We start from the raw sequence: 14,318 nt of genomic DNA, 5'->3' as shown, positions 1-14,318 counted from the left end.
GGGCGGGGCAGGCTGGCCGGTGTCCGCCGGGACCAGGGGGTCGCTGCCGCATCAGGGGCCGTGGTGACCGACAGTAGAGGCAGACGAGAAAGAGGAAGGCGTGACCTCCGTGTCCCTGTACTGGCGGATCTTCGGTCTGAACGCCGTGGTGCTCGGCAGCGCCACTGCGCTGCTGCTGTGGGCTCCGGTGACCGTGTCCGTGCCGGTGCTGCTGACGGAGGCGGTGATCCTCGTCGGCGGTCTCGTCGTGATGCTCGTCGCCAACGCGGCCCTGCTGCGCATCGGTCTGGCCCCGCTGGACCGGGTGACCCGGCTGATGACCACCGTCGACCTGCTGCGCCCCGGCCAGCGGCTGCCCGTGCGCGGCGGCGGCGAGGTGGCCGAGCTGGTGAGCGCCTTCAACGCGATGCTGGAGCGCCTGGAGGGCGAGCGCGCCTCGAGCAGCGCCCGCGCGATCCTCGCCCAGGAGGGTGAGCGGCGCCGTATCGCCCAGGAGTTGCACGACGAGGTGGGGCAGAGCATGACGGCCGTGCTGCTGGCCCTGAAGCGGGCGTCGGACGAGGCGTCGGAGCCGCTGCGCGAGGAGCTGCTGCAGGCGCAGGAGATCACCCGGGGCAGCCTGGACGAGGTACGGCGGCTGGTGCGGCGGCTGCGCCCCGGGGTGCTGGACGACCTCGGTCTGGTGAGCGCGGTGACGTCGCTGGCGACGGAGTTCTCCACGCACACCGGGCTGCGTGTGGTGCGCCGCTTCGACCCGGACCTGCCCGCCCTGGACCAGGAGACGGAGCTGGTGATCTACCGGGTGGCGCAGGAGAGCCTGACCAACGCGGCCCGGCACGCCGAGGCCCGCCGGGTGGAGGTGGCACTGTACGGCGGCAAGGAGGCCGACGAGGAGACCGTCGTGCTGGAGGTCGCCGACGACGGGCGCGGCATCGGCGCCGCCCGGGAGGGCGCGGGACTGCGCGGCATGCGTGAACGGGCCCTGCTGATCGGGGCCATGCTGGACATCTGGAGCCCGGACGAGGTCTCCGCGACAGGAACCGGTACCCGAATCCGGCTGACCGTGCCGGCCGTCAGGAAGCAGTCATGAACGACCAGGACATCCACGCCGACCGCCCCGCGGAGAAGATCCGCATCCTCCTCGCCGACGACCACGCGCTGGTGCGGCGGGGCGTCCGGCTCATCCTCGACCGGGAGCCGGACCTGGAGGTGGTCGCGGAGGCCGGTGACGGGGCCGAGGCGATCGCCATGGCCCGCACCCACGACGTGGACCTCGCGGTGCTGGACATCGCCATGCCGCGGCTGACCGGTCTGCAGGCGGCGCGGGAGCTGACCTCGCTGAAGCCGGGGCTGCGCATCCTGATGCTGACGATGCACGACAACGAGCAGTACCTGTTCCAGGCGCTGAAGGCCGGGGCGGGCGGCTATGTGCTGAAGTCCGTCGCCGACCGTGACCTCGTCGCCGCCTGCCGCGCGGCGATGCGGGACGAGCCGTTCCTGTACCCGGGGGCGGTGACCGCCCTGATCCGCAACTACCTGGACCGGGTGCGGCACGGCGAGGAGGCGCCCGAGCAGCTGCTCACCCCGCGTGAGGAGGAGGTGCTGAAGCTGGTCGCCGAGGGCCATTCGTCGAAGGAGATCGCGGAGCTGCTGTTCATCAGCGTGAAGACGGTGCAGCGGCACCGGGAGAACCTGCTGCACAAGCTGGGTCTGCGGGACCGTCTGGAGCTGACCCGGTACGCCATCCGCGCGGGGCTCGTCGAGCCTTGACCGCCCACGCCCCGGGCCGTGCCGCCCGGTTTCCGCTGAGGGCCGCCGCGGCCGTCCTGGCCGCGTTCGCGGCCGTGCTGCTGACCCTCGGTTTCACCTCGGGCGCGGCCCCCGCGTCCGCCGTCCCGGCGGGCCCCGCCTACTTTCCGGCGTCCCCGGACACGCCGACCTACTCCTCCGGGACGCAGCCGCGCAGCGACGAGGCGTACGTCGCCGCCCGTACGGTGCTCGCCCGGCCGGAGCGGGACGCCGGCGAGCGTGGCACGGCCGCCGGTCCCCTGCTCTTCACGCCTCCGTACACCCCGCGCGTCCCTCCGCGCCCCGCGCGGCCCGCGCCCGCGGCCGGTCACGCGCCGCCCGCCGCCGCGCACGTCCCGGCGGACCTGGGGCGGGCGCCGCCCGCCACCTCCAGCACCTGAGCCGTCTTCTTCCCCTACTTTCCGCGTGCCCTCCGACGGGCGCGTGTGCCTTGCTGGAGGCATCTGTGAAACGTCCCGCCCGCGTCAGGGCGTTGTTCGCGCTCGCCGTGATCGCCGTGTCCGTGTTCGTCGCCGTCACCGTCCCCGTCCGTCTCGGACTGGATCTGCGGGGCGGCACCCAGATCGTGCTGGAGACCCGTTCCACCGAGACGCTCAAGGCCGACGCCGAGGCCACCGACCGCACCCTCGAGGTGCTGCGCGGCCGGATCGACGCGCTCGGCGTCGCCGAACCCACCCTCGTCCGTTCCGGCGACCAGAGGATCATCGTCGAACTGCCGGGCGTGCAGGACCCGCGGAAGGCCGCCGACGTGCTGGGCCGCACCGCGCAGCTCTCCGTGCACCCGGTGAAGGGACCGGGCACGGGGGACGCCACGAAGCTCCCACAGGGCGAGCGGGTGCTGCCCGACGAGTCCGGTGAGCGGCTGCACCTCGGCAAGGCCGCGCTGAGCGGTCAGGACGTCAAGAGCGCCGAGTCCCGCTTCGACCCGCAGAGCGGCGCCGGCTGGCATGTCACCGTCGACTTCGAGGACGGCAAGGGCTGGGCCCGGCTCACCGGTGAAGCCGCCTGCCACCCGGCGGGCGACCCACAGCGCCGCGTGGCCATCGTCCTCGACAACAAGATCATCTCGTCGCCGCAGGTCGACCCGTCCGTGGCCTGCGGTGCGGGCATCACCGGCGGGTCCACCCAGATCACCGGCTCGTTCACCAGCGACGAGGCGAAGGAGCTCGCGCTGCTGGTGCACGGCGGCGCGCTGCCTGTGCCGGTGGAGACGGTGGAGCAGCGGACCGTCGGCCCGACGCTGGGCGCCGAGGCCATCCGCGCCAGCGCCTGGGCCGCCGTCGTCGGCACCGCCCTCACGGCGCTGTTCGTCCTCGTCGTCTACCGCCTCATGGGCCTTCTCGCGATCGTCGCCCTGCTCTGCTACGGCCTGATCTCCTACGCCGGCCTCGCCGCCCTCGGCGCGACCCTCACCCTGCCCGGCCTCGCCGGTTTCGTGCTGGCCATCGGCATGGCCGTGGACGCCAACGTGCTGGTCTTCGAACGCGCCCGGGAGGAGTACGCCGCACGCAACCGGCCCAGCGGGCGTTCGGCCCTGACCGCCGGTTTCAAGGGCGCGTTCAGCGCGATCGCGGACTCCAACGTGACCACGCTGATCGCGGCGGCGCTGCTGTTCGTGCTGGCGTCCGGCCCGGTGAAGGGCTTCGGCGTGACGCTGGGCATCGGTGTGCTGGCGTCCATGATCAGCGCCCTGGTGATCACCCGGGTGCTCGCCGAGTTCGCGGTGGCACGCCACTGGGTACACCGGCGTCCCAAGGTCACCGGTCTGGCGTCCGTGGGCCGGGTCCGCACCTACCTCACCCGCCGCGACCCGCAGCTGATGCGCCGCCCCCTCCGCTGGCTGGCGGTGTCGGCGGTGGTCCTGGCCGTCGCGGCCGCGGGCATCGTCGTACGGGGCTTGAACTTCGGCGTGGAGTTCACCGGCGGCCGGCTGATCGAGTACTCCACCGAGCAGACGGTCGACCCGGACCGGGCCCGCGCCGCGCTCGCCGACGCGGGCTTCCCGCAGGCCGTGGTGCAGCCCTCCGGCGACAACGGCCTGACGGTGCGCACCGAGGAGTTGTCCAACGAGGAGGCGGTGAAGGTCGCCGAAACGGTCGCCGAGGTCGGCGGCGGCGCGGAGAAGGTCCGCGACGAACTGATCGGCCCGAGCCTGGGCGACGAGTTGCGCCGCAACGCGCTGCTCGCACTGGGCCTGGCTCTCGTCGCCCAACTCCTCTATCTGGCCGTGCGTTTCCGGTGGATGTTCGGCGCGGGCGCGGTGGCGGCGCTGGCGCACGACGTGGTGATCCTCACCGGCATCTTCGCCTGGCTGGGCAAGCCCGTCGACGGCGTGTTCCTGGCGGCGCTGCTCACCGTGATCGGCTACTCGGTGAACGACTCCGTGGTGGTCTTCGACCGCATCCGCGAACTGTGGCGCAAGGACGCGAAGGCGCCGCTGGCCCAGGTCACCAACCAGGCGATCCTGCAGACGGTCCCCCGGACGGTGAACACGGGCATCGGCGTGATCTTCATCCTCGCCGCGCTGGCGTTGCTGGGCGGAGACTCCCTGACGGACTTCGCGTTGGCCCTGCTGATCGGCATGCTGGTCGGCACGTACTCATCGGTCCTGACGGCGTCTCCCCTGGCAATCGAGCTGAACGCCCGTACAGGCAACGGCAAGCGGCCCCGCGGAGCCGCCACCCCCCGCAAACCGACCCCGCGACGGGAACGGACGACGACCGAGGTGTGACACGGGGGGTGCAGGCGGCAAAGCCCGCCTGCACCCTCCTCAGGGCCGCGGGGAACTGCGCGCCCAACCCCCACCGCCCCGCAGGCAAAGCAAAACCGCAAGCCCCCTCAGGGGCGCGGGGAACTGCGCAAATCACCAACCCACCCCCCGTCACACAACCACCGCATCCCCCTCGAACTGCGTCCGATACAACTCCGCATACCGCCCACCCGCGTCCAGCAACTCCTCGTGCGAGCCACGCTCAACCACACGCCCGCCCTCGACCACGAGGATCAAATCGGCCGCCCGCACGGTCGACAGACGGTGTGCGATCACCACCGCAGTCCGCCCCACCAGCGCCTCCCCCAAAGCCTCCTGCACCGCAGCCTCCGACGTGTTGTCCAAATGAGCCGTCGCCTCGTCGAGGACGACCACCCGCTGCCGCGCCAACAGCAGCCGCGCGATCGTCATCCGCTGCCGCTCCCCGCCCGACAGCCGGTACCCCCGCTCCCCCACGACCGTGTCGAGCCCGTCGGGCAGTTCCCGCACCAGCGTGTCCAGGCGCGCCCGGCGCAACGCATCCCACAGGTCCTCCTCGTCCGCGTCCGGCCGCGCCAGCAGCAGGTTCGCGCGGACCGTGTCGTGGAAGAGGTGACCGTCCTGCGTCACCATCCCGACCGTGGCCCGCAGCGACGCCGCGCTCAGGTCCCGTACGTCGACGCCGCCCACGCGGACCGCCCCCGCGTCGACGTCGTACAGCCGCGGCAGGAGGGACGCGATCGTCGACTTGCCGGCGCCGGAGGAGCCGACGAGGGCGACGGTCTGCCCGGGTTCGGCGCGGAAGGAGACGCCGTGCAGCACCTCCTCGCCGCCACGCGTGTCGAGGGCGGCGACCTCCTCCAGGGAGGCGAGGGAGACCTTGTCGGCGGACGGATAGCCGAAGCGGACGTCGTCGAACTCCACGGCGACCGGCCCCTCCGGCACCTCACGCGCGTCCGGCTTGTCCCGGATCAGCGGGTCGAGGTCCAGCACCTCGAAGACCCGCTCGAAGCTCACCAGCGCGCTCATCACCTCCACCCGCGCCCCGGCCAGCGAGGTCAGCGGCGCGTAGAGGCGGGTGAGCAGCAGGGCGAGCGCGACCACCGCGCCCGCGTCGAGGGCGCCGGAGAGGGCGAGCCGGCCGCCGAGGCCGTAGACCAGCGCGAGGGCGAGGGCGGAGACGAGGGTGAGGGCGGTGATGAACACCGTCTGGGCGGTGGCCGTCCGCACGCCGATGTCCCGCACCCGCCGTGCCCGTACCGCGAACTCCTCGGACTCCTCCTCGGGCCGCCCGAACAGCTTCACCAGGGTGGCGCCGGGCGCGGAGAACCGCTCCGTCATGCGCGTCCCCATGGCCGCGTTGAGGGTGGCGGCCTCACGCTGGAGTCCTGCCATCCTTCGGCCCATCCGCCGCGCCGGAATCACGAAGACGGGGAGCAGGACCAGCGCCAGGAGGGTGATCTGCCAGGACAGGGTGAGCATCACGCCCAGCGTCAGCACCAGCGTGACGACGTTGGCGACCACGGTGGACAGGGTGGAGCTGAACGCCCGCTGTGCTCCGATCACGTCGTTGTTGAGACGGGAGACGAGCGCTCCCGTACGGGTGCGTGTGAAGAACGCGACCGGCATCCGCTGCACGTGGTCGAAGACCGCCGTCCGCAGCCCCAGGATGAGATCCTCGCCGAGCGCCGCCGACAGCCGGCGGCCCAGCACGCCGAGGGACGCCTCCACCACCGCGATCAGCGCGATGAGCAGCGCCAGACGCACCACCGGGTCCGGATCGCCGCCGGACACGATGGTGTTCACCACCCGCCCGGCGAGCACGGGCGTGGCCACGGCGAGCGCCGCGGTGGCCGTGCCGAGCAGCAGGAACAGGGTCAGCTTGCGGCGGTGCGGGCGGGCGAAGGCGCCGATGCGGCGCAGGGTGTCCCGGGTGACGGGCCGGCGCTCGTCCTCGGCGGTCATGACGCTGCGCAGTTGCGCCCACGCGGTGGTTTCCATGCTCATGACGGCGACGCTAGGACCTCAAGCATGATTGAGGTCAAGGACGCTCCACTCTCCGAGGGTGCCCCCCTCCCGCCGCCCCGGCCGGCGGAGGCGGAAAGCGCCCGTCCCCCGGCGTCCCGCTCCTCGCAACTCTCCGTTCGCACCCGTCGTTCATCCTCCGTGAACATGACGGTGACGATCCGACGGGTGCTGTGCGTGCTGCCGCTGCTGCTCGTTGCCGTGGTCGCCGTACGGCAGCGGGACGTGCTCACCGAGGGGCTGGGGCTGGTGACGACCGCCCGGTGGCCGTGGCTGCTGGCCGCGGCCGGTCTGACGTGTCTGACCTGGCCGGCCGCCGCGTGCACCCGGCAGGGCGCGGTGCTCGAACGGCTGCCCGGACGGCGGCTGGTGGCCACGCAGTTCGCGGCCGGCGCGGCGAACCATCTCCTCCCCACCGGGCTGGGGGCGAGCGCGGTCAACCTGCGGTTCATGACGATGTGCGGACTGAGCACGGCCCGGTCCTCGGCCGCGCTGGCGCTGTATCTGCTGGCGGAGAGCGTCGGACGGGTGGGGCTGCTGGCCGCTCTGCTGGTGGCGTTCCCCGACGCGCTGTCGTTCGGGTCGCTGCTGCCGGACGAGGCGCCCGTCGGGCCGTTCCTCGCGGCGGGCGCGGTGCTCGTCCTCGCCATCGGCGCGCTCGCCGCCGTGCGGCGGGTGCGGACGGTGGTGGCCGGGTTCCTGCGGACGGCGCTGGGCGAGGCGCGGTCGGTGCACGCCCGGCCCGCGCGGGGCGCTGTGGGGCGGCGCGCTGGCCTTTCCGGCGCTCCAGGCGGGCGTACTGGTGCTGGTGGCGCGGGCGTTCGGGCTCGCGGTCCCGTCCGCGCACCTGGCGGTGGCGTACCTCGCGGCGACGGTGGCGGTGGCGCTGGTGCCCACGCCGGGCGGGATCGGCTCGGTGGAGGCGGCGCTGGTCGTGGCGCTGGTGGCGGCCGGCGGGACGGCGGCGGTGGCCACGGCGGTCGTGGTGGTGTTCCGGCTGCTCACGGTGTGGCTGCCGCTGCTGCCGGGGGCGCTGACCCTGGCGGCGTTGCTGCGGATGAGGGTGATCTGACACGCGGGACGGGTGAGGCGGTGCGTCGGGCGGGTAGGGTCCCGGTCCACTCACGGAAGGGACCATGCCATGCCGGTACGGATCGAACGCCGGGGAGCCGTCACCACGGTGGTGCTCTCCCGCCCCGAGGCGCGCAACGCGGTGGACGGGCCGACGGCCGCCGAACTCGCCGACACCTTCCGCGCGTTCGAGGCGGACGACGAGGCGCGGGCGGCGGTGCTGTGGGGCGAGGGAGGCACGTTCTGCGCGGGCGCCGACCTGAAGGCGCTGGGCACGGAGCGCGCCAACCGGGTCGCCGAGGACGGCGACGGTCCGATGGGCCCGACCCGGCTGCGGCTGTCCAAGCCGGTGATCGCGGCGGTGTCCGGGCACGCCGTGGCGGGCGGTCTCGAGCTGGCGCTCTGGTGCGATCTGCGGGTGGCCGAGGAGGACGCGGTGTTCGGGGTCTTCTGCCGCCGCTGGGGCGTGCCGCTGATCGACGGCGGCACGGTACGGCTGCCCCGGCTGATCGGGACGAGCAGGGCGATGGACATGATCCTGACGGGGCGTCCGGTGCCGGCCGCCGAGGCGTACGCGATGGGGCTGGCCAACCGGGTGGTGCCGGTGGGGCGGGCCCGCGCGGAGGCGGAGGAACTGGCCGCGTCCCTGGCCCGGTTCCCGCAGGCGTGCCTGCGCTCGGACCGTGCGTCGGTGCTGGAGCAGGAAGGGCTGGGTGAGGAGGAGGCGCTCGCGGCCGAACTGCGGCACGGGGCGGCCGTGTTGGCGGAGAGCCTGGAAGGCGCGGCCCGGTTCGCGTCGGGCGCGGGGCGGCACGGCTCGTTCGACGAGGCGTGAGACCGGCCGAACGCAGGCTCGCAGGACTGCGCGTGGTACGAACCGCCCTGCGGGATACGGCAGGATGAGCGACGGTGCCCCCGCAGGTCAACGCGGGTGCGGCACCGTGGATCCCGTATACCTCGAGCAGGTGACTTCACGTGACACGACTTCACATACGGCTCTCGGCCCAGGAGAGACGGCCGTCCGCCCAGGGGTGCGCGGGAGGTGGGCGGTGACCCGCTCCCTCACCGTGGACGATCTGGTGCACGCCGGAATCGCCCTCGCCGCCGGCCTGCTGGCGGCGTTCCTGCTCCGCATGGCGCTGCGCTGGCTGGCGCGGCACGCCGAGCGCACCGCCTGGCGCGGCGACGACATCATGGTGGAGGCGCTGCGCACGGTCGCCCCGTGGGCGGCCGTCGCGGGCGGCGCTGCCTCCGCGGCGGCGGCGCTGCCGCTGACCCGGGCCGTACAGCACACGACCAACCAGGTGCTGACCCTCCTGGTGATCCTCGTCGCGACCGTGGCGTCCGCCCGGGTGGTGGCGGACCTGGTGCGCTCGGTCACCCAGTCCCGGTCCGGCGTGGCCGGCTCGGCGACGATCTTCGTGAACATCACCCGGATCCTGGTCCTCGCGATCGGCTTCCTCATCGGGCTGCAGACGCTGGGCATCTCCATCGCCCCGCTGCTCACCGCCCTCGGCGTGGGCGGTCTCGCGGTGGCGCTCGCGCTCCAGGACACGCTCGCGAACCTCTTCGCGGGCATCCACATCCTCGCCTCCAAGACCGTGCAGCCGGGCGACTACATCCGGCTGAGCAGCGGCGAGGAGGGCTACGTCGAGGACATCAACTGGCGCCAGACGACCGTCCGCGAGCTGTCCAACAACCTGGTGGTCATCCCCAACGGCCAGCTCGCCAAGACGAACATGACCAACTTCATGCGGCCCCAGCAGCAGCTGACCATCCTGGTCCAGGTCGGCGTGTCGTACGACAGCGACCTGGAGCACGTGGAGCGGGTGACCAAGGAGGTCGTCGCGGAGGTGATGACCGAGATCACCGGGGCGGTGCCGGAGCACGAGCCGGCGGTGCGGTTCCACACCTTCGGCGACTCGCGCATCGGGTTCACCGTGATCCTGGGCGTGGCGGAGTTCAGCGACCAGTACCGGATCAAGCACGAGTTCATCAAGCGGCTGCACCGGCGCTACCGCGAGGAGGGGATCCGGATTCCGTCGCCCTCGCGGACGGTCGCCCTGCAGCAGGGCGCGGTGCTGATTCCGTCCCAGCGGGACGGGTCCGCGGCGGCCGCGGACGACATGATCACCGGGCGGCCGGTCTGACAGCGGCCGGGCTGCAGCGGCCACAGAGCGCCGCGGCCCGGCGCACCCGCTCTCGGCGGGATTTCGGGGTTCTGCCCCGGACCCTGTTCGCGCAGTTCCCCGCGCCCCTGATGCGGACCTGCCGGGATACTCGGCGTGGACCCCTGTCGAGCCTGGGGCCGCCACAAGATATCTTGATGTCGAGCAATGTTGCAGACGTGGAGCGGAGCACCCGGTGACTGACTCGACCATCATCTATACGCACACTGACGAGGCCCCGGCCCTGGCGACGTATTCCTTCCTGCCGGTGGTCCAGGCGTACGCCTCGCAGGCGGGTGTCGCCGTGGAGACGCGGGACATCTCGCTCGCCGGGCGCATCATCGCCGTGTTCCCGGAGTACCTCACCGAGGACCAGCGCATCCCGGACGCCCTCGCCGAGCTCGGTGAGCTGGCGAAGACGCCCGCGGCCAACATCGTCAAGCTGCCGAACATCTCGGCGTCGATCCCGCAGCTCAAGGCCGCGATCGCCGAGCTGCAGGGCAAGGGCTACGCGCTGCCGGACTACCCGGACGACCCGAAGACCGACGAGGAGCGGGAGATCCAGGCCCGGTACGACAAGGTCAAGGGCTCGGCCGTGAACCCGGTCCTGCGTGAGGGCAACTCCGACCGCCGCGCCCCCGCCTCGGTGAAGAACTACGCCAAGGCCCACCCGCACCGCATGGGCCCCTGGACCCCCGAGTCCAAGACGAACGTCGCCACGATGGGCCAGGACGACTTCCGCTCCACCGAGAAGTCCGTCGTGATCGCCGAGGACGGCGCGCTGCGCATCGAGCTCAAGGGCGACGACGGCTCCACCACCGTGCTGCGCGAGTCGGTGCCGGTCCTCAAGGGCGAGGTCGTCGACGCCTCCGTGATGCGCGTGGCCGCGCTGCGCGAGTTCCTGACCGAGCAGGTCGCCCGCGCCAAGCAGGAGGGCGTGCTGTTCTCCGTGCACCTGAAGGCCACGATGATGAAGGTCTCCGACCCGATCATCTTCGGCCACGTGGTGCGCGCCTTCTTCCCCAAGACGTTCGCGAAGTACGGCGACAAGCTCGCCGCCGCCGGTCTCACCCCGAACGACGGTCTGGGCGGCATCTACAAGGGCCTGGAGAACCTGCCCGAGGGCGCCGAGATCAAGGCGTCCTTCGACGCCGAGCTCACCGAGGGCCCGGACCTGGCGATGGTCGACTCCGACAAGGGCATCACCAACCTGCACGTCCCCTCGGACGTCATCGTGGACGCCTCCATGCCGGCCATGATCCGCACCTCCGGCCACATGTGGGGCCCGGACGGCCAGGAGCACGACACCCTGGCGGTCCTGCCGGACTCGTCCTACTCCGGCGTCTACCAGGCCGTGATCGACGACTGCCGCGCCCACGGCGCCTACGACCCGTCCACCATGGGCTCGGTCCCGAACGTCGGTCTGATGGCGCAGAAGGCCGAGGAGTACGGCAGCCACGACAAGACCTTCGAGATCCCCGTCACCGGCACCGTCCGCCTGGTCGACCGGAACGGCGACGCCGTCCTCGAGCAGACCGTGTCCGCCGGTGACATCTTCCGCGCCTGCCAGACCAAGGACGCGCCCATCCGCGACTGGGTGAAGCTGGCCGTCACCCGCGCCCGCGCCACCGGCGACCCGGCCGTCTTCTGGCTGGACGAGACCCGCGCGCACGACGCCAACCTGATCGCCAAGGTCAAGCAGTACCTGCCGGAGCACGACACCGAGGGCCTGGACATCCGGATCCTCGACCCGGTCGCCGCGACCAAGCTGTCGGTGGAGCGCATCCGCCGCGGCGAGAACACCATCTCGGTCACCGGCAACGTGCTGCGCGACTACCTGACCGACCTGTTCCCGATCCTGGAGCTGGGCACCAGCGCCAAGATGCTGTCGGTCGTCCCGCTGATGGCGGGCGGCGGCCTCTTCGAGACGGGCGCGGGCGGCTCGGCGCCGAAGCACGTGCAGCAGCTGATCAAGGAGAACTACCTGCGCTGGGACTCCCTCGGTGAGTTCTTCGCGCTGGTGCCGTCCTTCGAGCAGTACGCCTCCACCACGGGCAACGCGCACGCCAAGGTGCTCGCCGACACCCTGGACCGCGCCACGGCGACCTTCCTCAACGAGGACAAGTCCCCGACCCGCCGTCTCGGCGGCATCGACAACCGCGGCAGCCACTTCTACCTGTCCCTGTACTGGGCTCAGGAGCTGGCCGCGCAGACCGAGGACGCGGACCTCGCGAAGGCGTTCGCGCCGCTCGCCGAGACCCTCGCGGCCAACGAGGCGAAGATCGTCGAGGAGCTGATCTCCGTCCAGGGCAAGCCGGCCGACATCGGCGGCTACTACCAGCCCGACCCGGCGAAGGCCTCCGCGGTCATGCGCCCGTCCGCCACGTGGAACGAGGCGCTGGCGTCCCTGAGCTGAACCGGACGACCCTGAGCTCCGCCCCGGCCGGCGACCTGCCCGGCCGGGGCGGAGCCATGCCGGGGGCGGGACGGCCGGGGCCGTTGTCAGTGGCGTGTGGCACCTTGATCGTCGTACGTCACTGAACCGACAGCACCTTTGGAGCAGCGCATGACCGTCGTGCCGCCCTCGTTCGACCTCCTCCCCGGCGACCCCGCCTCCCCCGTGATCCTGCATGTGCCGCACTCGGCGCGGGAGATACCGGCGGACGTGCGGTCCGGGATCGTCCTGGACGACGCCGCGCTGGAGCGCGAGCTGGACCACATCACCGACGCGCACACCGCGGCGATCGCCGAGGAGGCGGCCCGGACGGCCGGGATCACGCCGTGGCGGTTCGTGAACCGGCTGTCGCGGCTGGTCGTGGACCCGGAGCGGTTCCCGGACGAGCGGGAGGAGATGCTGGCCGTCGGCATGGGCGCGGTCTACACGCGGACCACGCACAAGGACGTGCTCCGCCCGGACGGCTTCGACGCGGGCCCGCTGGTCGAGCGGTACTTCCATCCGTACGCGCAGGCGATGACGGAGGCGGTGACGGACCGGCTCGCGGCGACGGGACGCTGCGTGATCCTCGACGTGCACTCGTACCCGACGGCCGCGCTCCCCTACGAACTCCACGGCGCAGGCCCCCGCCCCGAGGTGTGCCTCGGCACGGACCCCTTCCACACCCCGCCGGCCCTCCTCGACACGGCGCGTGAGGCGTTCGCGCGGTGCGGGGAGACGGGCCTGGACAGCCCGTTCGCGGGGACGTACGTCCCGCTCGAGTACTACGGCAAGCGGGCGGAGGTGACGGCCCTGATGGTGGAGATCCGCCGCGACACGTACATGACGGAGCCGGGCGGGCCCGCGCACGAAGGGGTGACGGGTCCGGCGTCGGCGCTGGCGTCACTCGTCGACGCGGTGTGAGCCCGCGCGCGGGCCGCTTCCCGCGTGAGGCGGCCTGCGCACAGGCCTGGGTCAGGCGCGGAGCCACTCCGTCAGGACGACCTCGTCCGGGGTGCGCAGGCGGAGGGCGAACGGGCCCGACGGGATCACCGGCGCCGTGAAGCGGCCCATGTCGTCCGCCGTGGTCGTCGTGTCCGGGCGGGGGCCCGTCAGGATGTCGATGCGGGCCGGGGCCGGGGGAAGGACCTGGCCGATCAGGCCCTCCTCCGTGAGCTCGACGTCCAGTGTCGTCCCGCCCGCGCTGAACGTCAGCATCCGCGGGGCCGCCGCCGCGCCCCGCACGGGGATCGCGTCGACCAGCGAGTCGAAGGTCAGCTCGGCGACCCGCGCCTCCAGATCGCGCAGCGCGAACGCGTCGATCGCGCTCTGGAGCAGTGCCGGGGGCACCGGGTCCAGAAGGGACGCGGCCTGCCGCAGTTCCTCCTCCAGCAGTTCGTCCTCGACGCCGGGGCCGTCGCCGAACCCCGTGCCGCCGTCGTCGAAGTCCGTGCCGTCGCCGCTGATGCCGTCGCTCATGCCGTCCCCCGTGCCTCCAGCCGGGCCCGCAGCCGGCGCAGACAGCGCTGGCGCATCGGCCCGATACTGCCCACCGCGATGTCGAGCGCGACGGACACCTCCTGATAGCTGGGCGGCGGCGACGTGATCAGCACGCGCAGCAACTGCCTGCACCGCTCGCCCAGTTCCTCGAACGCCTGCCAGAGCCGCCGCACCCGCTCCCCCTGCGCGGCAGCCTCCTCCGTCTCCAGGAGGGCCTGTTCCGGTTCCCCTTCCTCGCTCACCGTGTCGAGCACCTGCGGGTCGTCCGTCAGGACCAGCCGCCGCGCCTGCCGGTGCACCTTCAGGCACTCGTGGCGCGCGGTGCTGGCCAGCCAGGAGCCCGCCTTCTCCGGTTCCCGGAGGCGGTCCAGATGCTGGGTGAAGCGGAACCACACGGTCTGGTAGACCTCGTGGGCGTCGGCGTCGGACAGCCGGTGCGCGCGCACCACGGACCAGACCAGCGGGCCCAGACCCTCCACGATCGCCTTCCAGGCCGCCGCGTCACCGTCGACAGCGGACCGGACCAACGCGCCGACTTCCGAACGCTCCACGGTGCCACCCC

At 72.5% G+C, this 14,318-nt stretch carries 11 protein-coding genes and 1 pseudogene; 9 read left to right on the top strand and 3 right to left on the bottom strand.

From position 1 onward, the window contains the following. Window positions 1–100 precede the first annotated feature (100 nt). The 4 genes from AY578_RS29325 (at window position 101) to secD (ending at window position 4,540) form a co-directional block, all read left to right on the top strand. Window positions 101–1,090 (top strand): HAMP domain-containing sensor histidine kinase, encoded by a 990-nt coding sequence (locus tag AY578_RS29325; protein ID WP_019521563.1) that lies wholly within the window; start codon window positions 101–103, stop codon window positions 1,088–1,090. After that, window positions 1,087–1,770 carry a response regulator gene (locus AY578_RS29320; RefSeq protein WP_019521564.1) on the top strand — a complete coding sequence of 228 codons (684 nt, stop codon included), beginning with the start codon at window positions 1,087–1,089 and terminating at the stop codon, window positions 1,768–1,770. Before AY578_RS29325 ends, AY578_RS29320 begins: the two co-directional genes overlap by 4 nt. After that, on the top strand, window positions 1,767–2,189 hold the full coding sequence (locus AY578_RS29315) for a hypothetical protein (RefSeq protein WP_019521565.1): 423 nt from the start codon (window positions 1,767–1,769) through the stop codon (window positions 2,187–2,189). Before AY578_RS29320 ends, AY578_RS29315 begins: the two co-directional genes overlap by 4 nt. A gap of 65 nt (window positions 2,190–2,254) precedes the next feature. Continuing rightward, window positions 2,255–4,540, top strand: coding sequence for a protein translocase subunit SecD (gene secD / locus AY578_RS29310; protein ID WP_258906245.1), 2,286 nt, complete (start codon window positions 2,255–2,257; stop codon window positions 4,538–4,540). Window positions 4,541–4,690: 150 nt separating this feature from the next. On the opposite strand, the gene AY578_RS29305 is transcribed toward secD, so the two are convergent. After that, entirely contained in the window at window positions 4,691–6,565 is a 1,875-nt protein-coding gene (locus tag AY578_RS29305) for an ABC transporter ATP-binding protein (RefSeq protein ID WP_258906243.1), read from the bottom strand. Between the two features lie 165 nt (window positions 6,566–6,730). Between AY578_RS29305 and AY578_RS29300 the strand changes: the two are divergent. The 5 genes and pseudogenes from AY578_RS29300 (at window position 6,731) to AY578_RS29280 (ending at window position 13,180) form a co-directional block, all read left to right on the top strand. Continuing rightward, window positions 6,731–7,655 (top strand): annotated as a pseudogene (locus AY578_RS29300) (lysylphosphatidylglycerol synthase transmembrane domain-containing protein). A 69-nt stretch (window positions 7,656–7,724) separates the two neighbouring features. Next, window positions 7,725–8,489 (top strand): crotonase/enoyl-CoA hydratase family protein, encoded by a 765-nt coding sequence (locus tag AY578_RS29295; protein ID WP_258906241.1) that lies wholly within the window; start codon window positions 7,725–7,727, stop codon window positions 8,487–8,489. A 214-nt stretch (window positions 8,490–8,703) separates the two neighbouring features. Then, window positions 8,704–9,804 (top strand): mechanosensitive ion channel family protein, encoded by a 1,101-nt coding sequence (locus tag AY578_RS29290; RefSeq protein WP_026243317.1) that lies wholly within the window; start codon window positions 8,704–8,706, stop codon window positions 9,802–9,804. 214 nt (window positions 9,805–10,018) lie between these two features. After that, window positions 10,019–12,238 (top strand): NADP-dependent isocitrate dehydrogenase, encoded by a 2,220-nt coding sequence (locus AY578_RS29285; protein ID WP_019521571.1) that lies wholly within the window; start codon window positions 10,019–10,021, stop codon window positions 12,236–12,238. 150 nt (window positions 12,239–12,388) lie between these two features. Beyond that, the gene (locus AY578_RS29280; RefSeq protein WP_258906232.1) at window positions 12,389–13,180 is read left to right on the top strand and encodes an N-formylglutamate amidohydrolase; all 792 of its coding nucleotides are present in this window, start codon (window positions 12,389–12,391) and stop codon (window positions 13,178–13,180) included. A 51-nt stretch (window positions 13,181–13,231) separates the two neighbouring features. On the opposite strand, the gene AY578_RS29275 is transcribed toward AY578_RS29280, so the two are convergent. Beyond that, the gene (locus AY578_RS29275; RefSeq protein ID WP_258906230.1) at window positions 13,232–13,735 is read right to left on the bottom strand and encodes a hypothetical protein; all 504 of its coding nucleotides are present in this window, start codon (window positions 13,733–13,735) and stop codon (window positions 13,232–13,234) included. Beyond that, window positions 13,732–14,307: an RNA polymerase sigma factor gene (locus AY578_RS29270; protein ID WP_258906229.1), complete on the bottom strand. Its 576-nt coding sequence runs from the start codon at window positions 14,305–14,307 to the stop codon at window positions 13,732–13,734. The genes AY578_RS29275 and AY578_RS29270 overlap by 4 nt, the downstream gene beginning before the upstream one ends. Between the last annotated feature and the right edge of the window lie 11 nt (window positions 14,308–14,318).

This window comes from Streptomyces thermocarboxydus, from assembly GCF_024760485.1.
GTDB lineage: Bacteria > Actinomycetota > Actinomycetes > Streptomycetales > Streptomycetaceae > Streptomyces > Streptomyces cellulosae.
Note: the sequence above shows the minus strand (reverse complement) of the source record. Positions and strands in the feature narration are given on the sequence as shown.

Coding starts and splice junctions, on each gene's coding strand:
- AY578_RS29320 (WP_019521564.1), top strand. CDS start 1,087: ATGAACGACCAGGACATCCACGCCGACCGCCCCGCGGAGAAGATCCGC.
- AY578_RS29305 (WP_258906243.1), bottom strand. CDS start 6,565: ATGAGCATGGAAACCACCGCGTGGGCGCAACTGCGCAGCGTCATGACC.
- AY578_RS29295 (WP_258906241.1), top strand. CDS start 7,725: ATGCCGGTACGGATCGAACGCCGGGGAGCCGTCACCACGGTGGTGCTC.
- AY578_RS29280 (WP_258906232.1), top strand. CDS start 12,389: ATGACCGTCGTGCCGCCCTCGTTCGACCTCCTCCCCGGCGACCCCGCC.
- AY578_RS29275 (WP_258906230.1), bottom strand. CDS start 13,735: ATGAGCGACGGCATCAGCGGCGACGGCACGGACTTCGACGACGGCGGC.